Consider the following 25,662-nt stretch of genomic DNA (forward strand, 5'->3'; position numbering starts at 1 on the left):
GGAATGGACATGAAAAAAATATCTTTATTAAGCTTATTGCTATGTTTTGCCGTACCAACGATGGCACTAGCATCATCTTCTTGTGAAAATATTAAGCAGGATATTACAGACAAAATTGTTAAAAAAGGCGTTTCCTTGAATGCATTTAAACTAGAGATTTTACCAACTAAACAAGTAGATGCAACAAAAGTTAAAGTTGTTGGTCATTGTCAAGATGATAAATTTAAAATTGTTTATACCCGCTTCCTACATTATTAGTACTTAATGATTAAGGGTGACATTAAAGATGCACCCTTTTTTGTTTTAGTATTAGCAATTTCTAATCATGTTTTTTAACAGCTTTTTATCTATATACTCAGATAAATCCCGCTCTTCCGGCCTCAGTAAATAAGGAATTTCCCCTAGTTTAGGTGCTGGTATGTGACACTGTAACCTATCAATAATTTGCGCATAACAAGTTAAACCAGGATTAATACGATTGGCTATCCATCCAATTAAACTAACGCCGTCTTGAATAATAGCGTGTGCTGTTAATAGAGCATGATTAATACAGCCGGGTTGTATACCAACAACTAAAATAACGGGTATTTTTTGTTGGATCACCCAGTCGGAATAAAACGTTTGCTGATTAAGTAAGTGACGCCACCCTCCACAACCTTCAATAATAATATAATTGGCTTTTTGCTTTAGAATAGTTATTTTTTTATTAATTTCATTAAAATCAATAACTGACTCTTGTTCTTGGCTATTTTGAATGATTATTGGATTTATTTCATTAGCAGTTAGAGAAATAGGTGATGATTGTATAATAGTACTGGTAAATTTGGTTAGTTCATCCACGACTGATGTCTTTTGAAATTTTGTCTCTATAATAGGCTTATAACCTATTGCACTGCCAGCGTTATTGTTGAGTGATTGCAATAAAGCACGGGTAGCAATTGTTTTACCTACATGGGTATTTGTTCCTGTTATAAATAAACTTGTCAACATATCTTAAACCTTATCTATAATAGATTAAGAAATTTTGAAGAAGTTTAAGATATTGTATTTTTTTAGAAAATTGCGTTAGCTCAATTTTTTACTTAATTCGTTTTTGCCAAATTTTTATCCTTTCATTAATTTAGCCAATAGAGAACCATTATATAAGGCATCTTTGATAATAGCGGTAGCTAATATTGTTCCTTCATTATTAAATTTAGTGGCTACAAGGGACATTTTATTTTGGTAACAAGGTAAAGATTTTTGTAGAATATGTTTACTAATGACAGGAAATAGTTGATTTTTTACTTCATTTAAAGGCGAGCCAATTAAAATTAATTGGGGATTGAAAATATTAACCATTACAGCAAGGGTATTACCGATTTGTCGGCCTACCTTCTCTAGAATATCAACAGCAATTGGATCTTGCAGGTTAATAGCCTGACAAAAATCATGGATAGAGATTTTTTCTTTATTTAGGATAGAATTGGGATATTGATGAGCGATAGATTGAACTTTTTTTAATATTTGTGGGATTGCAATATGAGTTTCCAAACAACCCTGGTTACCACAATAGCAATCTACCCCCTCAAAATTGATATTTATATGCCCAATTTCAATTGCATGACTATTACCTAAAGGTAGGATACTCCCTTTAGTCACAATACAAGCACTGACATGATCATCAACCACGATTTGAATTATATTTTTTTTATACTTAGATGTATCGGAAAAAAACTCACTCATGGTCCAGGCAGTAGTACAATTTTGCAAATAGATAGGTAGACCAATACGAGTTTCTAAACGTTCTCTTAGTGGAAAATTTTTAATACTATAATAAGGTGAGCTAATTATAATGCCATCGATGGAATTAATAATAGCATTAGTAATTACACTAATTGCTACCAATCGCTCTAAACAACCTTGATGGCAGGAAAAAAAATATTCGATTTTTGTTAATAGCTGCTCGTTAAATGAGTCATTATCATTGGCAATTAGCTCAGTAATGTCTTCATGTAAAAGTTTATTATTTAGTTCATATAACGATAGAATTAATGAACCCTTATTAATCCTAATACATAAAAACTGCCAACCTTGGCTAACAATTTCCAAGCCAGTTATTGGCCTCCCCCTAAAACCTAAATCAGGGAATTCGACCTCTCTTATCAAGTGTGCATTAATAAGTTCTCTGGTAATTTTTGTGATACTAGCTGGCGCTAGTCGGGCTTTTTTTGCCAAAGAAATTCGAGATATAGATCCAAATTGATCGATAAGTCGATAGACAAGCTTTAAGTTGATCTGTTTTATTTGATCAGTATGCCCTACTTGCTGATTCATAAAAATTTTACTCAATGTATTAAAATCAATTGCAATTATGAAGAGCATTTTTTGTATATGTGAATTTTAGCTTTTATTTTGTGATCTAGAATACAGTTATAAAAAAAACATCTTATAAAAAGAAGTATTAATAGCAATTAACTTAATCGATAGCATGATTTTTAACTGCAATTTATGGCATAAAGAATAAGTTTTTATGCCATAAATATTATTCTAATAAAAACCGAGCACTTTCCACCATAATAGGCCAATTGTAAGAAAAATGGCCTGATTGACTAAACTAATAATAAAACCAACCTTCCACCATACGCCTGTTGGGACATAACCTGCACCAAAAAGAATTGGCCCACGAGCATGGGATATTGAGTTAAAGAGCAATATAGGCTGCTAGAAAAAGCAAGCATTAATGCTGTGGGAACTGTGGGAATACCTAAATTGATACCAACCCCTAAGAAGACGGCATAAAGTGCAGCAATTTGAGCATTACCGCTGGCAAAGAAATAGTGGATGTAAAAATAGGCGGCATTAAGTATTAATAGAATAATAACCCAATTAGTATTTAACATACTATGGCTGAGACTGTCACCAATAAGATTGCCGAACCAAGTCGTAAATCCTAGAATTTTCAGCTCATTAGCCATCATTAATAGAGCGGCGAACCAGATAAGGGTATCCCAAGCATCTTTTTCTTTTTTTACATCTTCCCAAGTTAGTACACCGCTAAGTAGTAATACAGATAAACCAGTAAAAGAAGCAGTAGTAGGATCAATACCTAAAATATCACCAAATATCCATAATATAAGTAGCAACAATACGGTGGCTAACATTAACCATTCATTACGTTTTTTAATTCATCATGTGCGATTTTTGGCGCATCTGGAGTATGACGAATAGTTGGTCGAACTAACCAATATACCAATAGAGGAATAATAATAAATGAGATTAGGCAAGGAATAATCGCCGCTAATAGCCAGCTACCCCAGGTAAAGGTAACACCTGCATTAGAGGCTAGTTTAACAGCCAGTAAGTTTCCCGTATAAGCTGTCATAAACATTGCCGCAGTAATATCATTAATATTACCAATACAAGTTATCAGAAAAGTTCCTATTTTTCGCCGTGATTCGTTTTCTGGATGGGAGTCAAAACTACGTGCTAAAGAATCAGCGATTGGATAAATAACACCACCACAACGTGCCGTGTTACTTGGCATAGCTGGAGATAAAATCAAATCAGCCACCGCGAGACCATAAGCCAATCCTAGAGTTCTTTTACCTAATAACCGGATCATTTGTAATGCAATTCGTCGTCCTAAGCCGGTTTTGATAAAACCTCTAGCAATCATAAAAGCAACCACAATAAGCCAAATTAAACTAATATTAAGTTCACTTAAAGCAGTTACAATGGCATCACTTGCACTCTCATCTCCGGCGGCGTGAGTAAGGGCAAAAATGGTAATTCCAATTAGACCAATTGCCCCGATGGGTAATACTTTAGCAACAATTGAAGCAATAGTTGCTATAAAAATAATAACGGTCTGCCAGGCAGCAATACTTAAGCCTGTTGGTGGGTTTTGATACCAAAAAAATGTTGCGATTATAGTGATAATCATTAGAGGTAGCCATTTTACTTGACTCGTTATTTTGTTAGCCATAACTGCTCTTTCCTTCTGCTCAGTTCTATTTTCATGAATTGTATAATAGCGCAGTAATAATTTTAGAGCGTTAAGATATTAATGCATATCTTTTAATATCAAAATAAAGGTGAAATTTATAGAGATAATACTAATGAAAAATAAAAATATATAGATATACAAAATTTTATTATGTTTGATTAAATGTTTTTTAGTATAACTTTGATTGATAATTTTTTAATGATTAAAAAATGATAAGCATCTAGATGTTTTATAATGATTAATTAAATTTCATTCAATTTATTAAGTTAATGGATTAATTTATAATTGATATAATAAATATATAAATGAGCAGAAGAAAAAAAGTATTTACAAAAGTTTTGTCAGGCATTTTAGTTAAAATTTTTTAATTAAAGTAATACACCTTTTGTTATTTATGTTGTTATCTTTAATATGCTTATTCAATTTATATATTGGACAAAATATGTCATTTTATTTATTCTGGTATCAATGACTAGTTAATAATTATCAGGTATTCGATGAAAATATCTCAAAAAGATAATAAAGAGAATGATAGTTGCCAAAAAGACAACTTTCAGCATCATATAAAATATCGTGATGCTCTCTATATACGGGTTACTTTGTCATTCTATATGGTGGGATTATCGACTTTTGCCTTACTCTATTTTGTGCAACCAATACTTCCCATTTTGTCAAGCGAGTTTAAAATATCACCTGCCCAATCTAGTATGTCACTTTCATTGTGTACAGGCTTGCTTGCGCTGGGACTGCTTGTTACCGGTCCCCTTTCCGATGCGATAGGCCGCAAAAATATTATGGTGATTGCTTTAATGAGTGCGGCTATTATTACCTTTATCAGTGCATTTATACAAAGTTGGGATGGTATTTTATTAACTAGAGCATTGGTTGGTCTTGCTTTGAGTGGTGTTGCGGCTGTTGCCATGACTTATCTTAGTGAAGAAATTCATCCCAACTATTTAGCACTTTCAATGGGATTATATATTAGTGGTAATTCGATAGGTGGTATGAGTGGGCGCTTAATTACCGGTATTCTAACCGATCATTTTTCTTGGCGAATAGCAACGATTGTATTTAGTTTGCTCACCTTTATTGCTGCCATTATTTTTTGGCGTTTATTACCGCCTTCGCAACATTTTAGAGCCTCCTCAGTTCGTCCCCGTTTCCTATGGGTTAATTTTAGAGTCCATCTTAGAGATAAAGGATTACCTTTTTTATTTATGATTGGTTTTATCATTATGGGAAGTTTTATAACACTCTATAATTATATAGGTTATCGATTATTGGAAGCTCCTTATAATTTTACTCAGACTATGATTGGGTTATTATCTTTCATTTTTTTAGCCGGAACTTATAGCGCGTCTAAAGCTGGTTTTTTAGCATTAAAGTATAATTATGCAGATATTTTATTTATTGCGATTTGTTTAATGTTTATTGGTATCGCAATTACTTTTTTTTCCCCGATCACAATTATTTTATTAGGTATGGTGATATTGACGGTAGGTTTTTTTGCTGCTCATGCTATTGTCAGTAGCTGGATTGGTAAACGAGCAAAGCGAGCTAAAGCTCAGGCATCATCATGGTATTTGTTCAGCTATTATGGTGGATCCAGTATAGCCGGCACATTAGGCAGTGTATTTTGGAGTAATTGGAAATGGAATGGAATTATCGGTTTTATTATATTTTTAACTTCTCTTGGATTAATTATTAGTATTAAACTAAGGAAAATATAAATTGCTGGTCTTAATCAAATATAAAACTTTGTGCTTTAATTAAGACTTTAATTTATCTATATTAGCACTAATTAACTTTAAATTCGCCCTGGTAAAGTTTGGCAGTTTGAGTTTTTTACCGGTGGCGCAGTTATTGGAAATTTTTCATCGGGTGTAATGTATACCTCAGTTGTAGCAACATAGCCGTCACTAAAAATAGCTTCAATATAAGTGGCTTGCCAACCCATTATTTTAGTGTTTATAGCAACAGTTATATTTTCATCCGTGCCAATTTTGATTGATGAAGGCAGATACTTTATACCACATGAGCGACGAAAATCTCTCGCAACGGGATTTTTTGCTATCCAGCGGGTAATTTTGACAGGTTTTTCTGAGAAGTGAACAGTGAGTTTATTTTTACCCATACAGGTACTCAATTTTGGTAATGGTACTTTTCTATTCAAGCGATTAATAAATGAAATTAAAGAGGGGGCGGTGAAAGCTAATATATTAATATGATTAGTATTTGGTATGATCCTTAACGATTTAATGCCAGGTAATTTATCATAGTAAAAACGAGAGTTATCTGGGGTATAAAAGTTATCACTGCTCGCATTAATAATATATTTGGGTATGCTAAGTCGGTTTTGATGATCTGAATGAAGATATTGTAGCGGATCAACTATTTGCATTAGCTTTAAAAAATGAAATGAGCCGATCATTTGATCAATTTTTTGATTATAAAAAGGAAGAAATGCGAATGGCCAATTTTTTCCATAACTCCGATATACATGTTTTAGCATTTTATTGGTATTAAGACCATCATTAGCAAAAGGCACGATGGCAGCAATATCAGGATTGGCAATAGCAGCTAACCATGCTGTACATCCTCGAGCTGAGACGCCTGATACAATAAATTTATTGATATTCCATTTTTTTAATTCTTGTTTAGTAAACCGAATAGTTTGCGAAACAACGGCAGTCATCGGTATATCTACTGGTAATGCTCTTCTTTCAGGATTATTCATAAATAGCGCCCAATTACGAGCAATAAAATCATATTGTTGCTCATTTTCACTGAGAAATTTATTATCATTATTCGATATAACATAGCTATTTACGATATTATTAATTGAAATAACAATAACATTAGTTTTTTTGGCAATATCGAGAAGCATTTCTTTGTTAAAATCTGGCGAAAAATTTTTGTTATCATACCTTCCCCCACCATTTATTATAATAAGCGCATATTTAGGCTTTGGTATTGTTGGAATATATATATCAAGATTATGAAGCCAAGTTTGTGGGGGAACTAATTTTTCTGGTGACCACACTTGAGATACCATTTTGTATTTTATAAGTTCTACATCGTCTATTTTATCTCGGCCATAAATAGAATATTTTATCGGATTGGCGGCTAGCAGTTGCTGATAATAGATAATAATATCTGAAAGCTGAAAATTTTTTTCTTGTGATAAGGCATGGCTTTGAGTACAAAAACAAATGAAAAGAGTAAAAAATAATTTAATAAGTTTCATTAATTACCTTTTGATAACAAGATGTACTACTTTGTTAATTTAAGACCTGCATTAAATCAAAGATATGAGCTAAGACAAATCCTACCTTTTGATTTAGTTTAATACCCGCCATTAGTACCCCGACTCTTTGAGCTACTTGAGTAGAAATCCTGGTTATAATAGCCTTTCTCTCTAATTGGTAGAAATTTTATTATTTTCTTAGTAGGTTAGGTATTTTTATGATTATAATAAATAGTATGTTGTAACTAAATAAAGGTTTTATATGAAATACGACGCAAGATATAAATTATGTAAATGTTTTGATCTATTAAAAGATAAATTAGCTATCTTATTAACTGAACTTAATACCTTAACTTTAACCTCAGCAATAGTATTTAAATTACCTGAAACCAAGAAAGGAGATGAAAATAATGATATTAATCAAATAGCAATTAACACGTTAACAGGTAAAACAGCTTTAAACTTAGCATTAACAAACTATAACAGATTATTTATTCATGATAATCCACACCACATTAGTAATAAAACGGCAATAAGACTACCTGGTGCATTATGTTTTCACCTATCACCACAACGTTACTCCGTAATAAAAAAACAACTGGAAACAATTAATAAGTTAAAAATAGAGTTAAAAAATATTGTTACTCTTGAATCAGGCATAAAAAAAGAACAACGCTTTGAATTTATTCATCAACAATTGCATGGATTAATTACCCTTAATGCCTATCGTAAAATCAATTATGTTGACTCACCTGATAGTATAAATTTTGGCTGGGCTAATAAAAATATCGTCAATAAGGTGACAAAAGCGCAAATACTTGAACGACTAGATAAAAACTATCGATCTGAAAAAGCAATGTCGGCATATACTAAGCAACAATGGCGTCATTTAGTTGAAAAAGAGATCCAAGATATAAATAGCATTCCTAATGATGCCATATTAAAAATACAACGCCCGGTAAAAGTTCAACCGATTGCCAGAGTTTGGTACGCAAATGAAAAACGACAAGTACAATATGCTTGCCCACTTCCACTTTTATCGTTTAGTTGTAATACCAACCATTTAACAAAATTAGGTACACTTTCTGACTATGATATTAATAATATAAAAATAAAACATAAACCAAAAAATAAAAAACTAAAATTGATTATTGCTCGGTTACATCTTTATCAAGAGATTTAAGTAAAAAACCGAGATATTGTCTCGGTTTCTTTCTTTATAAAGAATAAAACTACTTTTTCATACTACCTACCATATTTTCAGGCCGCACCCAACTATCAAACTCTTCTGCCGTTAAATAAGCGAGTTTCAATGCTGCTTGCTTAAGGGTTAAACCTTCTTTATGGGCTTTTTTGGCGATTTCAGCGGCTTTATCATAACCAATATGCGTATTTAGTGCAGTAACTAGCATTAATGATTCATGTAATAATTTGTCTATACGCTGGCGATTAGGTTCAATTCCTTTAGCACAATGATCATTAAAACTCAGTATACCGTCCGCTAATAAACGCACTGATTGTAAAAAATTATCTATAATCATGGGTCGAAAAACATTAAGTTCAAAATTACCTGATGCACCACCAATATTAATAGCTACATCATTACCCATAACTTGAGCACAAAGCATAGTTAATGCTTCACACTGAGTTGGATTGACTTTTCCTGGCATTATCGAACTACCAGGCTCATTTTCAGGGATCATAATTTCGCCAATACCACAACGAGGACCTGAGGCTAACCACCTTACATCATTAGCGATTTTCATTAATGAAGCGGCTAAACCTTTTAAAGCACCATGAGCATGAACCAAAGCATCACACGTCGCTAAAGCTTCAAATTTATTAGGTGAAGTAACAAACGGTAAACCGGATAATTTTGCAATTTTACTGGCAACCTTAACAGCATATTCAGGATGGGTATTTAACCCGGTACCAACCGCAGTTCCACCCAAGGCTAATTCACTAAGATGAGGAATACTTTCTTCGATATGACGAATATTATAAGCTAGCATGGCTTCCCATCCTGATATTTCTTGGCCTAACGTTAAAGGTGTTGCATCTTGAAGATGCGTGCGGCCAATTTTGACAATATCATTAAAAGCGTCAGATTTCTGCTTAAAAGTAGTTCGTAGCTGGTTTAATTTAGGTAACAGATGTTGGTGTAAAGCAATAACAGCAGCCACATGCATTGCTGTTGGAAATACATCATTAGAACTCTGGCTTTTGTTTACATCATCATTTGGATGAATTAAACGTTGTTGACCTTTTTTTCCGCCTAAAATTTCACTCGCTCTGTTCGCTAAGACTTCATTTATATTCATATTAGTTTGCGTACCAGAACCAGTCTGCCAGATGGCTAATGGAAATTCAGCCATATGCTTATCCGCTAAGACTTCATCAGCAGCGGCGATAATAGCATCAGCCTTATCCTTTGCTATCAAACCTAAATCAGTATTTGCTTCAGCTGCTGCTTTTTTAGTTAATGCCAATGCATGGATCAAGGCAACAGGCATTTTTTCCACTGAGATACGGAAATGCTCGAGCGAGCGTTGCGTTTGTGCGCCCCATAGCCTATCCGCTGGGACTTTAATTTCACCCATTGAGTCTTTTTCAATGCGATATTCTGACATTATTGTTATCTCCTTAGCATAAAATAATTGGATATGCATAAATCCATCTTTGCAGATAAACTAATTGTACTTGAAATCATGCACTATTTTTAATTTAAAATGTGAGAGATAAGCGGGTTTATTGCATTACAGTTAAAAATAAAATTTTATCAACTAAGAGCAGTATTATATGTTTAAAATGATCAATAAGATTCAACACTATGACTGGGGAAGTAAAGATGCCCTAACCAAGCTTTACCATATCAAAAATCCTCAGCATTTACCGATGGCTGAATTATGGATGGGTGCACATCCTAAAGCCAGCTCCATTGTAGAAGATATTAATAATCAGCAAAAAATATCGTTAGATAAATTAATCGCAACCGATCCGACATATTACCTCGGTAAAAAAATTGCGCAAAAATTTCATCGCTTACCTTTTTTATTCAAAGTACTCTGTGCTGCACAACCACTTTCAATTCAGGTGCATCCAGATAAAATTGCTGCCGAAGCAGGTTTTAAGCAGGAAAACGCCGCCGGGATTGCCCACAATTGTCCAAAGCGTAATTATAAAGATGATAATCATAAACCTGAATTAATTTATGCTTTAACACCCTTCAAAGCGCTAAATTCATTTCGCCCTTTAAAAGAAATCACTAATCTCTTGACGCCGATTGCAGAAGCTTCACCAATTATCCAGCTATTTTTAAAGACACCAACAGAAAATCAACTAGCACAACTTTTTAAACATTTATTAAACCTGCCAACAGGAGAAAAGCAACGGCTACTCACCGCCTTAAAATCTGTTGTACCTCAAGGAGATGGAGAACCATGGCTCACAATCAAAAAAATGCTGCCACTCTATCCTGACGATAATGGACTCTTTGCACCATTGTTATTGAATATTATTGAATTACAACCCGGTGAAGCAATGTTTCTTTATGCTAGAACGCCGCATGCCTATATTGAAGGCGTTGGATTAGAGGTGATGGCTAATTCTGACAATGTACTACGTGCGGGATTAACTAATAAGCATGTTGATATTGCTGAATTACTGGCTAATATAGATTTCATTAGCAAACCCTGCAATACATTATTACTACAACCGAATATACGCGATAATGAATGTTGTTATCCCATTCCAGTTGATGATTTTGCTTTTTCTTTATATCTGATTGATCATCAATTAACTACAATAGAAAACAGTTCAGCGACCATTTTATTTTGTGTTGATGGTAAGATATCTATCACCTCAGAAAACCAAACTGCCGAAATTCTATCTGGTGAATCAATATTTATATCCGCATCCGAAAGGCAAATTATGCTTAATGGAAAAGGTAAATTGGCCAGAGTTTTTAATTATTAGCAAAAATTAAAATACATGCAAAGCTGTATATAATATATTTTATTAAATTTGATTACTTTTACCCGCTAAAATCCTTAAGGGATGGATATATGAAGAAATCGTTAGTAGCTGTAAGTGTCATTGCAATTGTTGTCATAATTTGGACCATTGGCTCTTGGTATGCTGGAAAAAAAATTGAGGGAGAATTTAATACTTTCATTGAGCGTACAAATACTACCTTAAAGAATAATGCACCAGAAGCTGGTATTAATGTTAAAACAGAAAATTATCAGCGTGGAATTTTCACTTCTAACGCAGATATCATTATTAATTTAAAAGAGAATGACGAAGGAAAAACTACCATTGTTAAGTTTGCCACAAAAATTTTTCATGGCCCTTTTCCTATTAATAAAATAGTTAAACTTAATCTGCTACCAAGGTTAGCCTCAGCGAGTATTGAACTTGTTAAAAATGAGACCACAGAAGAACTCTTCAAATATACTCAGGAACAAGCTTTTATAACTGGTAATGTTGATGTTGGTTTTAATGAAGGTCTAGATGCAAATTTAAACTTAAGTCCACTTGACGGTAATAGTTATGGCAAAAATATAACGTTTAGCGGTGGTACAATAAATTATGTGGGTAATACCGATCTTAAAGATATAAAAGTTTCCGTTGTTAGTGATAATTTTGTTATCGGCAACAAAGAAAAAACGGAAAACATGACTCTTAAAGGACTTAATATCCAAAGTGATTTATCACTGACTCCGTTTAATTTCTATTCCGGCAAACAGACGCTTAACATTTCTGATATTAATTTTAATAGTAATGATATTAAATTTTCATTTAAAAACTTCGCTATTAACTTAAATTCGGTACTAAATGGTGATAGTATTGACGGTAAAATTTCCTATAGCATTAATGATTTCATCGCTAAGGAACAAAACTTAGGTTCTGGTGAACTTACCTTATTAATTGAAAGAATGGATGCTAAAGCTTTTGGTAATTTCTTAAAAAATTATAATGATGAAATTGCTCACAACTTAGCTAATGGTAACCCACTTTATAATGCCGATACCCTGTTCGCCCAATTATTAATTGATAACTTACCTAGTTTGTTAAAAAATAGCCCGAGAATTGTCATCGAGCCCTTCTATTGGAAAAATAGCGCCGGTACAAGCAATATCAAAATAGATATAGATATGAAGCCCTGGACGTTAAATCAACTCTCTGTTTACAGCCAAAATAATCAATATGATCAGGTAATCAAAGCACTATTTAATCATTTTAATATCAATATCGATTTATCAAAACCAATGTTGATAGAAATGCTTACCCAAACAGAAGTACTCAGTTCAGATGATAAAATTGCCACAGCAGAACAAAAAACATTGTTTAGCCAGAAAGCAACCGCACAGATTAGTGAATTTGAAAGTTCAGCAAAACAAAATGTCTTTATGTCACCAACGGAATATTTTCTCAGTGATGAGAAAAAAGCACAATTGAATGAAAACAGACCATTCCTGCCGTGGATGTTGGTAACAAAAGATAATATGACTATGGATATTGAATATGCGGGTGATGAACTGGAAATGAATAAGCAAAAATTTAAATTAGATCAGTTTTTAATTAATATCGGCTTAATGGACAACCCCTCCTCTGAGCCATCAACCATACCGAAAACCACGCCACAATCAAATTAAAACTTAGTAAAATGACAAGAGCCAGTTAAAATACTGGCTCTTTTGCATTAATTTTTAATATTTGAGGTGGTGCTATGCCGAATAAAATTAATATTACTAAAAATAGACCTTTAATAAAAAATAGCCAGCAGCAAAATCAACCAAAAACAAACTCTATAATTAGTAAAATAAAAAAAAATAAAAAATTGTTCTGTACTAAATAACATTCATATTTCAACAACAATTGGTTCAAGTAAGGCTAAATTTTATCAGCAACTAATGTTACGTCTTAATCTTGACAGTTCAATTCAAATAAAAAATTATCATCATTTTCATTTAACTTCGCGTCTTAATCTAGAATATAACTCCACGACAGAAAATGTCGCCCTGCAAGGAACGCCAAAAAACTTACATTCAACTGAAAGCTTGTCGTTACCCGTCTGCCCTTTTCTATTAAGCCAAAAACTTATACAAGTTAAACAAATTCAGCAAGAAAAAAAAATACAAAATGAAAGAGCTAAATTAAATGGATATATATCATCAATTAAATAACATTATTGATCATTAACGTTAACTACACTCTTAGCATAGCGTTGGGCTAATACCGCACATACCATTAATTGAATTTGATGGAAAATCATCACCGGCAGTAAAATAATACCAACCAGATGAGCAGGAAAGAGTATATTAGCCATTGGAACACCATTCACTAAACTCTTCTTAGAGCCACAAAACACTAGCGTGATCTCATCTGCTTTACTAAAGCCAAAATAGCGCGCAGTGAAAATATTAAATAAAACCACTATAGCTAGCAGTAAACAACTAATAATCGTAATCAATAACAATGACCAACCATCAACTTTATGCCATATCCCTTCAATCACTGCCTCGCTAAAAGCAACATAAACCACTAATAAAATAGATGAACGATCAGAAATAGTAATCAATTTTCGATAGCGATTAATCCATTTTACCATTAATGGCCTGAACAAATGGTCTACTATAAATGGCAACATAATCTGCAGTAAAATAGCACCAATATTTGACAACAGATTAATCTGTTGATGATTATCGATATCTATCAAGAAGCTAACTAATATTGGCGATAAAAACACCCCCAATAAGCTGGAAGCGGATGCACTACAAATTGCAGCGGCAATATTTCCGCCGGCAACAGAAGTAAACGCAATTGCAGACTATACTGTCTCAGGTAAAGCACAAAGGTAAAGAAATCCGATATAAATAGTCGGTGAAAGCCAATCAGGCAGCAAAGGCTTTAATGCTAAACCAATAAGAGGAAATAAAATAAAGGTACTGGCAAAAATTAACAGATGTAATCGCCAGTGACCGATACCCGCTAAAATAGCTTGGCGTGAAAGTTTAGCCCCATGAAGAAAGAAAAGTAACGCAATAGCGATGGTCGTTAAATGCTGAAATACGATTTTTACTTTACCTTGACAAGGAAAAAAGGAAGCAAGCATGATGGTCATTAGCATAAGCAGCTAAAAATTGTCAATTTGTAAACGACGCCACCAACTCATAACGCTTCCTTTAATATTTTAATTTTTAAAAATAAGAATAGACAAAATAAATAAAATTAAAGTGCCAGCTCTACCGTGTGTTGCGTTTTTGCTGACTCGATTCCCGCCTCAATCAATTTCATCACCAAAATAGCCTCTTCGGCGGTAACTGGATTAGGTGCAGCGTTATTAATTGCCTCACGTATAGCACAATAATACATACCATAATTACCCTGTTCAGTTTCTAATGGCTTAACGATCAGCTCACCATTTTGTGACAGCGTCACATTTCCGTCGCGGCTATCCTTACCCCAATTTTCTGCTGTTGGCAACTGCCCTGCCTTTAAGCATTCTTCTTGTGGATCCAAACCATACTTGATATAACTTCCTTGCATACCATGAAGTAGATAAACCGGTGACTCTGCCGCTGCAACAGTGGTTGCATGTAAAACAACCTTGATAGTTGAATAATTTAAGCAAACATGAAAATAATCAACCGCTTCAGCATTTGGGCGGATCATCGCTATATCAGCCATAATCGATTTAGGTTTGCCAAAAAGTTGCAATACTTGATCAAGCATGTGCGGCGCCAAATCATACCATAGACCGCTTCCTGCCTCATTTGATTCTCGCCATCGTTGACGAACTTCAGGTCGATAACGATCAAAATGTGATTCGTAATATTTCAGCTCACCCAATGTTTGATTTTCTAGTAAAGATTTTACCGTTAAAAAACCTGAATCCCAGCGTCGGTTATGATAGACAGATAATAATTTACCTTTTTCCTGCGCTTGTTGTTTTAATGATATGGCTTCTTGCACAGTCAAGGTAAACGGTTTATCAACAATAACATGTTTACCTGCTTCAAGCGCTTGTTTAGCTAATGGGAAATGGGTTTTATTTGGTGTTGGAATAACAATCAAATCTACTTCTGGCTGCTCAGCCAAAAGTTGTTCAAGCGAAGCAAAAATAGGAACATTAGGCCAATCTTTTTTCACTTTTTGTACATCACTACTCACAATAGCTGATAATTGAAATCCTTCTATTGTTGTAATAAAAGGAACATGAAAGGTTTTACCGGCAAAACCGTAACCAATCAAACCAACCTTAATAGGTTTATTCATAACAACCCCTTAAAACAATCATATGTCAAACTTAAAAAACCATATTACAACTAGAGCAGGCAATTCATGTTACTTAGCCTACCCCTTTATTTTTTAGCTGCAATCACTATTTTTCATTTTGGCAAAAATGTTTAACTGGCTAAAATCGACTTTCACACAAGATCGATAACCTATATTGCAATCAGTTGCTATCATAGCCGACCATTTATGTTTATAACTTCTACTGACTAAATAAAAAAATTTAGGCGTTCAGATGACAGATTATTTTTTATTATTTATCGCCACCGTTTTGGTAAATAATTTCGTGCTGGTAAAATTTCTTGGCTTATGCCCGTTTATGGGGGTCTCGAAAAAACTAGAAACTGCTATTGGTATGGGATTTGCAACTACATTTGTAATGACTTTAGCATCCATTTGTTCATGGCTTATGGATACATATGTTTTAATACCGTTAGATTTGCTTTATTTACGCACATTAAGCTTTATCTTGGTAATTGCTGTTGTTGTCCAATTTACAGAAATGGTGGTGCGCAAAACCAGCCCAATCCTATACCGTCTTTTAGGTATTTTTTTACCGTTAATTACCACAAACTGTGCAGTTCTTGGCGTGGCATTGCTGAATATCCATCAATCACATAATTTTTTACAATCTGCCGTCTATGGTTTTGCAGCCGCAGTAGGATTTTCTTTAGTAATGATTCTATTTTCTGCCATCCGTGAACGCATTGCGGTGGCAAATGTCCCAGCTCCCTTTCGTGGCTCATCTATTGGTCTCATTACTGCCGGCTTAATGTCTTTAGCATTTATGGGATTTAGTGGTTTGGTAAAATTCTAATGAGTACTTTATTAATTGCCATTGGTGTTATTGCCGGATTTGGCCTTATCTTTGGTCTTATTTTAGGATTTGCCGCTCTTCGTTTTAAAGTAGAAGATGATCCGATAGTGGAGAAAATTGATCATATCTTACCTCAAAGTCAGTGTGGCCAATGTGGCTATCCTGGCTGCCGTCCATATGCTGAAGCAATAGCCAATAGTGGTGAAACCATAAATAAATGCGCGCCAGGCGGCGAACAGGCCATGTTAAAAATTGCCGAATTACTTAATGTGGAGCCCCAAGCGCTTGATGAAGATAAATTAACACCTGAGCGAAAAGTGGCTTTTATTGATGAGGCCAACTGTATTGGCTGCACTAAATGTATTCAAGCTTGCCCCGTTGATGCGATTGTTGGAACAACGCGCGCTTTGCATACGGTGGTAGAAGATCTCTGTACCGGTTGTGATCTTTGCGTTGCCCCCTGCCCAACAGACTGTATTACTATGCGACCGATAAAAACCACGATCAAAAACTGGAAATGGGATCTGACCACTATTCCAGTAAAAAATATTACCCCCCCATCGAGCTCAACACCAACAGTTGCATTTGCTAGCAAGGAGCGAGCAAATGTTTGACTTTTTTAAAAAACTTACTGCAAATAAAGAAAAAATTTGGTCTTTTTCGGGGGGCATATATCCACCTGAAATGAAAACACAATCAAACCAGGTTTCGTTACTTACACTGCCCTTAGCTGATGAATTGATTATTCCTGTCCAACAGCATATAGGCACAGCTGGCGATATCATTGTTAAAACCGGTGACTATGTATTAAAAGGCCAAGCCCTAACTAAAGGTTGTGATCGTAGGCTCCCTGTCCATGCTACTACCTCAGGCACTATTACTGCCATAGCGCCACATATAACCGCACACCCGTCCGGCCTAAAAACGCTTTGTATTCGGCTACAGCCGGATAGTAAAGATCAATGGTGTGAGCGCAAACCTTTAGCCAACTACATACAACATTCTGCTCAAGTCTTATTGTCACATATTGAGCAAGCTGGCATAGCAGGATTAGGTGGCGCAGGTTTTCCTACTGCCACAAAATTGAAAAATGGTAATAAATTAATTAATACCTTGATCATTAACGCAGCAGAATGCGAACCTTATATAACCGCCGATGATCGATTAATGCAGGAGCATGCTGATGAAATCATCGAAGGTATATTGATATTGATTCATATACTAAAACCAAAAGAAGTCTTAATTGGGATTGAAGATAATAAGCCCGCCGCAATAGCTGCCTTAAAAAAAGCACTTTTAGACCAACAAGCTATCATTAAATTAAGAGTGATCCCAACCAAGTATCCTTCCGGTGGAGCTAAACAATTAACAAAGATATTAATTGGTAAGGAAATACCCCACGGAGTTCACTCTTCTTTCATTGGTATATTAATGCAAAATGTTGGCACTGTGTTTGCTATTAAACGGGCGATTATCAATGGCGAACCGTTGATTGAGCGAGTGGTAACATTAACCGGCGGTGCAATACAAAATCCTGGTAATTATTGGGTTCGTTTGGGCACTCCGGTCAATTTCCTATTACAACAAGTTGGTATGGTGCCACAGTCAGAACAAATGGTTATTATGGGAGGACCATTAATGGGATTTACTTTGCCTGATTTAACCGTGCCTATTGTTAAAATTAGCAACTGTATCCTTGTTCCAACTTTGGCAGAAATAGGTAAACCTGCCATCGAGGAAGCTTGTATTCGCTGTGGTCTTTGCACTCAAGCTTGCCCTGTCAATTTATTACCACAACAACTTTATTGGTTTAGTCGAGGACAGGAGCATGAAAAAGCGGAAAAACATAATTTATCCGACTGTATAGAATGCGGTGCCTGCGCTTATGTTTGCCCAAGTAATATCCCTCTGGTTCAATACTATCGACAGGAAAAGGCAGCAATTAAAGCTATTGCCCAAGAAAAACAACGTGCTTCTGCGGCCAAAAAACGGTTTGAAGCTAAAAAAGCTCGGCTTGAACGTGAAAAAATGCTACGTCAACAACGTCATAACCAAGCGGTCGTTAAGATCGAAGCAAAAGACAAAGCCGCAATCAACGCTGCAGTGATGCGAATTAATACGCAACAAAAACAGACTGACAATGGTAACCTTGAGCCAATGGATAACCAGGCTGCTATTAAAGCGCGCCATGCCAGAAAAGCTCAATTGCGTGTTATTCAAGCAGCCAAAAAAGCGGCAGAAAGTCAATCTACCGTAACCATAGAAGCAACGACAGAACAGCAACCGGTTGATCCACGCAAAGCGGCCGTTGCCGCAGCGATTGCTCGTGTTAAAGCCAAAAAAGCGGCAGAAAGTCAATCTACCGTAGCCATAGAAGCAACGACAGAACAACAACCGGTTGATCCACGCAAAGCGGCCGTTGCCGCAGCGATTGCTCGTGTTAAAGCCAAAAAAGCGGCAGAAAGTCAATCTACCGTAGCCATAGAAGTAACGACAGAACAGCAACCGGTTGATCCACGCAAAGCGGCCGTTGCCGCAGCGATTGCTCGTGTTAAAGCAAAACGCGATGCGCAGAGTAAAACTCGCTAATAATTAAACAACAAATGAGCTGAAAAATGAAATTCAGACCAATACCTACTGATCATCGAATGAACCGCTTAAAAATGGCAAGTTCACCCTTTACCCATCAAAAACAAACTACCAGTAAACTGATGTTGTGGGTTGTTATAGCAGCCATTCCCGGTATTGTCTGCCAAATTTACTTTTTTGGTAGCGGGACAATTTACCAAATTTTACTCGCCATCATAACGGCTTTCATAAGTGAGGCTGGCGCCTTACAGTTACGAAAATTACCGGTTATGCCCCACTTAAAAGATAATTCCGCCTTAGTAACCGCCTTACTATTAGCTATCAGTATTCCGCCTTTATCACCCTGGTGGCTAGTGGTTTTAGGTACAGCTTTTGCCATATTAATTGCTAAGCACATTTATGGCGGATTAGGTCAAAATCCGTTTAATCCAGCCATGGTAGGTTATGTGGTATTATTGATCTCATTTCCTGTGCAAATGACCAGTTGGTTACCTCCGATAGAACTTCAATCTATCCATACCAATGCCTTAGCTAGCCTACAGGTAATTTTTACCGGTCATACCGCGACAGGTGCCACATTAAGCCAATTAACGCTAGGTTTTGATGGTATAAGTCAAGCGACACCACTCGATAGTTTTAAAACGGGTTTATTGACATACTCGATCAGCCAAATACTGCAACAGCCTATTTTACAAGGTTCATTTGCTGGTATCGGTTGGCAATGGGTTAATGTTGCCTATTTGTTTGGTGGTATTATCATGCTTAGCCGGCGAATAATTAGCTGGCAAATTCCTCTGGCATTTTTAGCTATGCTGTTATTGTGTTCATTATTGAGTTGGTTAATTATGCCATCACAATACGCTTCTCCGATGCTCCATCTATTTTCAGGGGCAACCATGCTCGGCGCCTTTTTTATTGCTACCGATCCAGTTACAGCCGCAACCACACCGCGGGGCCGTCTCATTTATGGTGCAATGATAGGATTACTAATCTGGATCATTCGGGTTTATGGTGGTTATCCTGATGCTGTTGCTTTTGCGGTATTACTGGCCAATATTGCGGTACCACTGATTGATCACTATAGCCAACCTCGTGTTTATGGCCATAAATAAGGAACAGTTATGTTAAAATCCATTAGACATCATGGCTTAATATTGGCTGTTTTTGCTGCGGCTACCACCGGACTGGTAGCAACGGTTTATACGCTCACCAAAAGTACCATCAATAGCCAGATTCTGATCCAACAACAAAAACTTTTTGATCAAATTATTTCTCCTAACTTATATGATAATGATTTAACCAAAGAGTGTTATTTAGTCAGTAAAAATGAAGCATTAGGTAGCTCGCTGCCTCATCATCTCTACATTGCTAGAAAAGCAGGAAAACCGATAGCAGCCATCATAGAAAGTACCGCACCTGATGGCTACTCAGGCGCAATAAAATTACTGGTCGCAGCTGATTTCCATGGTAAAGTACTCGGTGTCCGTGTAACTGAACATCATGAAACACCAGGGTTAGGTGATAAAATTGATATTCGTATTTCAAATTGGATCAATTATTTCTCAGGTAAAAAAATTGACTCAGAACATAGCTCGCATTGGGCAGTAAAAAAAGATGGCGGTGATTTTGACCAATTTACTGGCGCCACTATTACGCCAAGAGCCGTAATTAATGCCACTAAGCGTACTGCCATGTTTATACAATCGGTACCACAAAAATTATCAACTTATCCAGCATGCTCAAATTAATTACCATGAATGAAACTAAAAAACTTTTTATCCAAGGATTATGGAAAAACAATTCGGCACTGGTTCAATTATTAGGTTTATGCCCGTTGCTAGCGGTTTCTTCAACTGCCACTAACGCGTTAGGACTAGGACTGGCAACAACATTAGTGCTGTTTGTTACCAATATTACGGTTTCAACATTTCGTCATTGGATCCCAAACGAAATACGTATTCCTATTTATGTCATGATTATTGCATCGGTTGTCTCCGCTGTGCAGATGTTAATTAACGCCTATGCCGTTGGTTTATATCAATCTTTAGGTATTTTTATTTCGCTAATCGTTACTAACTGTATTGTTATTGGGCGGGCTGAAGCTTATGCCGCCAAAAATAATGTTTATCACTCAGCGATCGATGGTTTGGCAATGGGTGCGGGTGCGACTATGGCGCTATTTTTTTTAGGCGCAATGCGAGAAATTTTAGGTAATGGGACATTATTTGATGGTGCCAATTTGCTATTGGGAGAATGGGCAAAAATACTACGTATTGAAGTTATTCATCTTAATTCACCTTTTTTATTAGCCATATTACCGCCTGGCGCTTTCATTGGATTAGGATTGATGCTAGCAGGTAAATATTTAATCGATGAAAGAATAAAAAAATATATCAGTCAAAAACAACAACTCGCTGTTGTAAAATCAGCTTCTTTCCCCAATCAAAGTCATTTAGCCAAGGATCAAGAGCAAACAAAATATGAATAAACAAAAGCGGATAGCCATCTTGACTCGCTTACGTGACAACAATCCAACACCAACAACCGAGCTTACTTTTAATTCGCCTTTTGAATTACTTATTTCTGTCTTACTTTCCGCCCAAGCAACGGATATTAGTGTTAATAAAGCCACAGCAAAACTCTACCCGGTCGCTAATACAGCTGAAAAAATGCTGGCTCTTGGTCTTGATGAAATAAAGCGTTACATCAAAACAATCGGCTTATTTAACACCAAAGCGGAAAATATTATTAAAACCTGTCAGATATTAATTGATAGATATAACGGCGAAGTACCTGAAGATCGCGAAGCATTAGAATCTTTACCCGGCGTTGGTCGTAAAACCGCCAATGTGGTATTGAACACCGCTTTTGGCTGGCCTACAATTGCTGTTGATACCCATATTTTTCGCGTTTGTAATCGCACAAATTTTGCCCCAGGTAAGAATGTTATCGAGGTAGAACAAAAGTTACTCAAAGTAGTACCGACTGAATTTAAAGTGGATTGTCACCACTGGTTTATATTACACGGCCGGTACACATGTATTGCTAGAAAACCACGCTGCGGCTCTTGTATTATTGAAGATTTATGTGAATTTGACGACAAACCAGAGTTAGCAATCTAACAATTAACAAATCGCATTTGCCAGACGAACTTATATACACCCTTTGTTAAAGTGACAAATATTATTTTTCTGCTTGCCCATAGCACTCAACTTGAGCAAAATGTGGGTAAATTTTAATTTAATGACACAAATACGGATAGTATGTTTCAAGATAACCCGCTGCTAGCGCAGCTAAAACAGCAATTACATGCCCAAACGCCTCGTGTTGAAGGGATTGTTAAAAGTACAGAAAAAGGTTTTGGTTTTCTTGAGGTCGATGGAACGAAAACTTATTTCATTCCACCACCACAAATGAAAAAAGTGATGCATGGTGATCGGATTATCGCCGCTATTCACACCAATAAAGATCGCGAAATAGTTGAACCAGAGCAATTGGTTGAACCCTTTCTCACCCGATTCGTCGGACGTATTCAAAAAAGAAATAATGATAATCGGCTTTATGTCAAACCCGATCACCCAATTTTAAAAGAGAACATTTTTTGTCGTCCGGCACAACATCTTAGGCATGATTTTGCCCATAATGATTGGGTCATAGCTGAAATTCGTCGTCATCCATTAAAAAATCAAGGCGGCTTTCAAGCTGAAATAACCCAATATATTACTTGTGGCGATGACCATTTTGCCCCTTGGTGGGTAACTCTTAGTCGGCATCAATTAGAGCGCGAAGCACCAAAAATGCAAAGCTGCACAATTGAAGAGCAGACAACAGAGCGCCAAGATCTTACTCATCTCAATTTTATCACTATTGACAGTGCTAGCACGGAAGATATGGATGATGCGCTTTATATAGAGCGTATTGATGATGATCAATTACGCCTTTTTGTTGCCATTGCCGATCCAACCTGTTATATCCCGGTAAATAGTGAGTTAGATACCATTGCCCAACAACGTGGATATACCAATTACTTACCTGGCTTCAATATTCCGATGTTACCACGTGAATTATCGGATGATTTGTGCTCTCTGCGCCCTAATGAGCGTCGCCCTGCGCTAGTCTGTCAATTTGATATTAAACAAGATGGACAATTAGCCGAAAATATTCAATTTTGCCTGGCTTGGATCGAATCAAAAAACAAGTTGGTATACGATGATGTTTCTGACTGGCTGGAACAGCAAGATAAATTGCAAGTCGAAAATGAAATAATTAAGCAGCAAATATTATTACTCAATGAAATGTGCGAAAAACGTTCCTCCTGGCGCCTAGCCCATGCATTAGTATTTAAGGATCGACCAGACTATCGTTTTGTACTTGATGAAAATGGTCATGTTATTAACATTTTGGCGGAAAAACGTCGAATTGCTAATCGTATCGTCGAAGAAGCGATGATTGCCGCCAATCTTTGCGCAACAAAAGTATTAAAAGATAAATTAGGAATCGGTATTTTTAATGTTCATAATGGTTTTGACTCTAGCCAAATTGATAACGTTATTGCTACTTTGCAAGAAAGTAATATCGAACAAGATGCAGAAACGCTATTAACCCTTGAAGGATTTTGTCGTTTACGGCGTTTATTAGATAGCCAACCCACTCAATTTATAGATAGTCGAATACGCCGTTTTCAAGGTTTTGCAGAAATTAAAACCACGCCAGCTGCCCATTATGGTTTGGGATTTGATGCCTATGCCACCTGGACATCTCCGATCCGTAAGTATACCGATATCATCAATCACCGTTTATTAAAAGCCATAATAAATAATGAGCAACATCATGTCGAAAAACCCTCTGAAACTTTGATGGCAAAAATTACTGATCGCAAGCGTGCTAATCGTTTAGCTGAACGCGATGTAGGTGATTGGTTATATGCGCGTTTTCTAAAACCCTTTGCAAAAACTAACACCATTTTTGCTGCTGAAATAATCGACATTACTCGAGGTGGGCTCCGCATTCGCTTAACAGATAATGGCGCCAATGCCTTCATTCCCGCACCTTTTATTCATTCCGTGCGGGAAGAAATACAGTGTAGTCAAGAAGTAGGCGCTATACTTATTAAAGGTGTTGCTGTTTATAAACTTAACGATGTGATTAATGTTCAACTTGAAGAAGTTCGAATGGAAACCCGCAATATTATTGCACGACTTGTGGCCTAAGGACATTTCACAGATAGCTCGCTGATACCGAGCTATCTGTACAGAATAGCGACTTTACTATTATAGCTATTCCATTATTGGCTTGTCGAAAATGGGGATTAAAAAGTCGCTATCTGAGTTAATTTGAATTTTACATTTCATATCAATAGGATAGAAAAATGAAGCGTGCAAAAAAACACATATTACTGACATTAATATCGGTCTTTTCCTTTCTGTTTATGACTGCCTGCTCTAATATGTCACAACGCGACAAAAATACCACTATCGGTGCTGGTATTGGTGCAGTCGGTGGGGCTATTCTGACTGAAGGAAGTGGATTAGGTACGGTAGGAGGTGCGGCTATTGGTGGCCTAATTGGTCATCAGGTCGGTAAAAAATAATCGCCCTCAACAAACTATAATAGAGCCAGTTATTATCTGGCTTTATTTATAAATATTATTAGCCACCGGCCAGCTTAACTTTCATTCCCTTAGCTTCTAATAATTGCTTGATAAGCTCCCGTTTATCACCCTGGATCTCAATATTACCCGCTTTAATTGAGCCACCTGAACCGCATTTTTTCTTTAACTCAGCCGCAAGCAAAATTAATTCATCTTTATTCAAATCCAAGCCGCTAATAACACAAACACCTTTACCTTTCCGTCCCGAACTTTCACGTCTGATGCGAATAATACCATCACCTTTTGTCGGTGATGATTTTTTTTCTACTTCGACGATCCTGCCACTTTCTGTCGAATATACTAAACGTGAGTTACTCATTTTACCCATCCAATTGAACGATTAATTTGCGCCAGAGTTAACGCTGGAGCAGCGCTATGGGTAATAGGACGACCGATAACCATATAATCAACCCCAACATTAATAGCCTGCTCTGGTGTCATTATTCTCCGCTGATCGCCCGCTTCTGCACCATTAGGCCGGATCCCCGGTGTAACTAATAAAAAATCATTACCGCAAGCCGATTTCAGTGTTAATGCTTCATGAGCTGAACAGACAACCCCATCCACACCACATTGCTTGACTAATTTTGCTAGCTGCAAAGCGCGATCAGTCGGTGGTTGTTTAATACCAACCTGGTTTAGATCTGCTTGTTCCATACTAGTTAATACAGTAACCGCAATCAACCATGGTGCATCTTTACCATATTCAACTAATGCTTCTTTAGCTGCCATCATCATTCTGGCACCGCCACAAGCATGCACATTAACCATCCAAACACCCATTTCTGCAGCGGCTCTAACAGCCTGTGCAACCGTATTAGGGATATCATGAAATTTCAAATCCAAAAAAACTTGAAACCCTCGATTATGTAAAGTTTGAATAAATTGTGGGCCATATAAAGTAAACATCTGCATACCCACTTTTAGGCGGCAATCCTGTAGGCTAATATTATCAACAAAGGATAATGCCCTGGTTATATCATGATAATCTAATGCAACAATAACGGGGGAATTAGTAGAGACAGAGGGTGTATTTTGCGTACGAACTATCATTTTTAACCTTTCAAAATTTA

At 36.2% G+C, this 25,662-nt stretch carries 23 protein-coding genes and 2 pseudogenes; 16 read left to right on the forward strand and 9 right to left on the reverse strand.

What is annotated here, in order from left to right; translation table 11 throughout:
• The first annotated feature begins 9 nt into the window (after window positions 1-9).
• Window positions 10-258, forward strand: a complete 249-nt coding sequence (locus H1X92_RS09370) for a DUF1161 domain-containing protein (RefSeq protein WP_180559889.1) — start codon at window positions 10-12, stop codon at window positions 256-258.
• A 51-nt stretch (window positions 259-309) separates the two neighbouring features.
• Here the strand turns inward: H1X92_RS09370 and bioD are convergent, their stop codons facing one another.
• From bioD to H1X92_RS09385, 3 genes and pseudogenes are all read right to left on the reverse strand, one after another.
• The gene (gene bioD / locus H1X92_RS09375; RefSeq protein ID WP_180559890.1) at window positions 310-990 is read right to left on the reverse strand and encodes a dethiobiotin synthase; all 681 of its coding nucleotides are present in this window, start codon (window positions 988-990) and stop codon (window positions 310-312) included.
• Between the two features lie 114 nt (window positions 991-1,104).
• Complete coding sequence (locus H1X92_RS09380) at window positions 1,105-2,316, reverse strand: ROK family protein (RefSeq protein ID WP_180559891.1); 1,212 nt, start codon at window positions 2,314-2,316, stop codon at window positions 1,105-1,107.
• A gap of 213 nt (window positions 2,317-2,529) precedes the next feature.
• Window positions 2,530-3,967: pseudogene (locus tag H1X92_RS09385) on the reverse strand (DASS family sodium-coupled anion symporter).
• Between the two features lie 518 nt (window positions 3,968-4,485).
• Here H1X92_RS09385 and H1X92_RS09390 point away from each other — a divergent pair.
• On the forward strand, window positions 4,486-5,718 hold the full coding sequence (locus H1X92_RS09390) for an MFS transporter (RefSeq protein ID WP_180559892.1): 1,233 nt from the start codon (window positions 4,486-4,488) through the stop codon (window positions 5,716-5,718).
• A gap of 77 nt (window positions 5,719-5,795) precedes the next feature.
• Here the strand turns inward: H1X92_RS09390 and H1X92_RS09395 are convergent, their stop codons facing one another.
• Window positions 5,796-7,235, reverse strand: coding sequence for a PhoPQ-activated protein PqaA family protein (locus tag H1X92_RS09395; RefSeq protein WP_180559893.1), 1,440 nt, complete (start codon window positions 7,233-7,235; stop codon window positions 5,796-5,798).
• Window positions 7,236-7,497: 262 nt separating this feature from the next.
• On the opposite strand from H1X92_RS09395, the gene tus reads away from it, so the two are divergent.
• Window positions 7,498-8,418, forward strand: a complete 921-nt coding sequence (tus, locus tag H1X92_RS09400) for a DNA replication terminus site-binding protein (protein ID WP_180559894.1) — start codon at window positions 7,498-7,500, stop codon at window positions 8,416-8,418.
• A gap of 49 nt (window positions 8,419-8,467) precedes the next feature.
• Here tus and fumC read toward each other — a convergent pair whose 3' ends face one another.
• Entirely contained in the window at window positions 8,468-9,865 is a 1,398-nt protein-coding gene (gene fumC / locus H1X92_RS09405) for a class II fumarate hydratase (RefSeq protein WP_180559895.1), read from the reverse strand.
• Between the two features lie 169 nt (window positions 9,866-10,034).
• Here fumC and manA point away from each other — a divergent pair, with 169 nt between their 5' ends.
• The 4 genes from manA (at window position 10,035) to H1X92_RS09420 (ending at window position 13,423) form a co-directional block, all read left to right on the forward strand.
• Window positions 10,035-11,210 (forward strand): mannose-6-phosphate isomerase, encoded by a 1,176-nt coding sequence (gene manA / locus H1X92_RS09410; RefSeq protein WP_180559896.1) that lies wholly within the window; start codon window positions 10,035-10,037, stop codon window positions 11,208-11,210.
• Between the two features lie 89 nt (window positions 11,211-11,299).
• The gene (locus H1X92_RS09415; protein WP_180559897.1) at window positions 11,300-12,892 is read left to right on the forward strand and encodes a YdgA family protein; all 1,593 of its coding nucleotides are present in this window, start codon (window positions 11,300-11,302) and stop codon (window positions 12,890-12,892) included.
• Between the two features lie 74 nt (window positions 12,893-12,966).
• The gene (locus H1X92_RS16090) at window positions 12,967-13,095 is read left to right on the forward strand and encodes a hypothetical protein (protein WP_255498990.1); all 129 of its coding nucleotides are present in this window, start codon (window positions 12,967-12,969) and stop codon (window positions 13,093-13,095) included.
• A gap of 55 nt (window positions 13,096-13,150) precedes the next feature.
• Window positions 13,151-13,423: a hypothetical protein gene (locus H1X92_RS09420; RefSeq protein WP_180559898.1), complete on the forward strand. Its 273-nt coding sequence runs from the start codon at window positions 13,151-13,153 to the stop codon at window positions 13,421-13,423.
• A 2-nt stretch (window positions 13,424-13,425) separates the two neighbouring features.
• On the opposite strand, the pseudogene H1X92_RS09425 reads toward H1X92_RS09420, so the two are convergent.
• A pseudogene (locus tag H1X92_RS09425) lies at window positions 13,426-14,367 on the reverse strand (bile acid:sodium symporter family protein).
• 101 nt (window positions 14,368-14,468) lie between these two features.
• On the reverse strand, window positions 14,469-15,515 hold the full coding sequence (locus H1X92_RS09430; protein WP_180559899.1) for an oxidoreductase: 1,047 nt from the start codon (window positions 15,513-15,515) through the stop codon (window positions 14,469-14,471).
• Between the two features lie 253 nt (window positions 15,516-15,768).
• Here H1X92_RS09430 and rsxA point away from each other — a divergent pair, with 253 nt between their 5' ends.
• From rsxA to osmB, 9 genes are all read left to right on the forward strand, one after another.
• A complete protein-coding gene (gene rsxA / locus H1X92_RS09435) occupies window positions 15,769-16,350 on the forward strand; it encodes an electron transport complex subunit RsxA (RefSeq protein ID WP_180559900.1) in 582 nt (193 codons plus the stop codon).
• Window positions 16,350-16,964 (forward strand): electron transport complex subunit RsxB, encoded by a 615-nt coding sequence (gene rsxB / locus H1X92_RS09440; RefSeq protein WP_180559901.1) that lies wholly within the window; start codon window positions 16,350-16,352, stop codon window positions 16,962-16,964. The genes rsxA and rsxB overlap by 1 nt, the downstream gene beginning before the upstream one ends.
• Window positions 16,957-18,939, forward strand: coding sequence for an electron transport complex subunit RsxC (gene rsxC / locus H1X92_RS09445; protein ID WP_180559902.1), 1,983 nt, complete (start codon window positions 16,957-16,959; stop codon window positions 18,937-18,939). Before rsxB ends, rsxC begins: the two co-directional genes overlap by 8 nt.
• Before the next feature lie 26 nt (window positions 18,940-18,965).
• Window positions 18,966-20,051: an electron transport complex subunit RsxD gene (rsxD, locus tag H1X92_RS09450; RefSeq protein ID WP_180559903.1), complete on the forward strand. Its 1,086-nt coding sequence runs from the start codon at window positions 18,966-18,968 to the stop codon at window positions 20,049-20,051.
• Between the two features lie 9 nt (window positions 20,052-20,060).
• The gene (gene rsxG, locus H1X92_RS09455; RefSeq protein WP_180559904.1) at window positions 20,061-20,687 is read left to right on the forward strand and encodes an electron transport complex subunit RsxG; all 627 of its coding nucleotides are present in this window, start codon (window positions 20,061-20,063) and stop codon (window positions 20,685-20,687) included.
• Window positions 20,688-20,692: 5 nt separating this feature from the next.
• Window positions 20,693-21,427: an electron transport complex subunit E gene (locus H1X92_RS09460; protein WP_180560076.1), complete on the forward strand. Its 735-nt coding sequence runs from the start codon at window positions 20,693-20,695 to the stop codon at window positions 21,425-21,427.
• Complete coding sequence (gene nth, locus H1X92_RS09465) at window positions 21,420-22,061, forward strand: endonuclease III (protein WP_180559905.1); 642 nt, start codon at window positions 21,420-21,422, stop codon at window positions 22,059-22,061. The genes H1X92_RS09460 and nth overlap by 8 nt, the downstream gene beginning before the upstream one ends.
• A 141-nt stretch (window positions 22,062-22,202) precedes the next feature.
• Window positions 22,203-24,149 carry an exoribonuclease II gene (locus tag H1X92_RS09470; RefSeq protein WP_180559906.1) on the forward strand — a complete coding sequence of 649 codons (1,947 nt, stop codon included), beginning with the start codon at window positions 22,203-22,205 and terminating at the stop codon, window positions 24,147-24,149.
• A 158-nt stretch (window positions 24,150-24,307) separates the two neighbouring features.
• Window positions 24,308-24,529: an osmotically-inducible lipoprotein OsmB gene (gene osmB, locus H1X92_RS09475; RefSeq protein ID WP_180559907.1), complete on the forward strand. Its 222-nt coding sequence runs from the start codon at window positions 24,308-24,310 to the stop codon at window positions 24,527-24,529.
• 58 nt (window positions 24,530-24,587) lie between these two features.
• Here osmB and yciH read toward each other — a convergent pair whose 3' ends face one another.
• Together yciH and pyrF are read right to left on the reverse strand one after the other, a co-directional pair.
• The gene (gene yciH / locus H1X92_RS09480; RefSeq protein WP_202881808.1) at window positions 24,588-24,917 is read right to left on the reverse strand and encodes a stress response translation initiation inhibitor YciH; all 330 of its coding nucleotides are present in this window, start codon (window positions 24,915-24,917) and stop codon (window positions 24,588-24,590) included.
• Window positions 24,905-25,642 (reverse strand): orotidine-5'-phosphate decarboxylase, encoded by a 738-nt coding sequence (gene pyrF / locus H1X92_RS09485; RefSeq protein ID WP_180559909.1) that lies wholly within the window; start codon window positions 25,640-25,642, stop codon window positions 24,905-24,907. The genes yciH and pyrF overlap by 13 nt, the downstream gene beginning before the upstream one ends.
• Window positions 25,643-25,662 lie beyond the last annotated feature (20 nt).

The sequence above is a fragment of the Arsenophonus endosymbiont of Apis mellifera genome (assembly GCF_903968575.1).
In the GTDB taxonomy this organism is placed as follows: Bacteria; Pseudomonadota; Gammaproteobacteria; order Enterobacterales; family Enterobacteriaceae; genus Arsenophonus; species Arsenophonus apicola.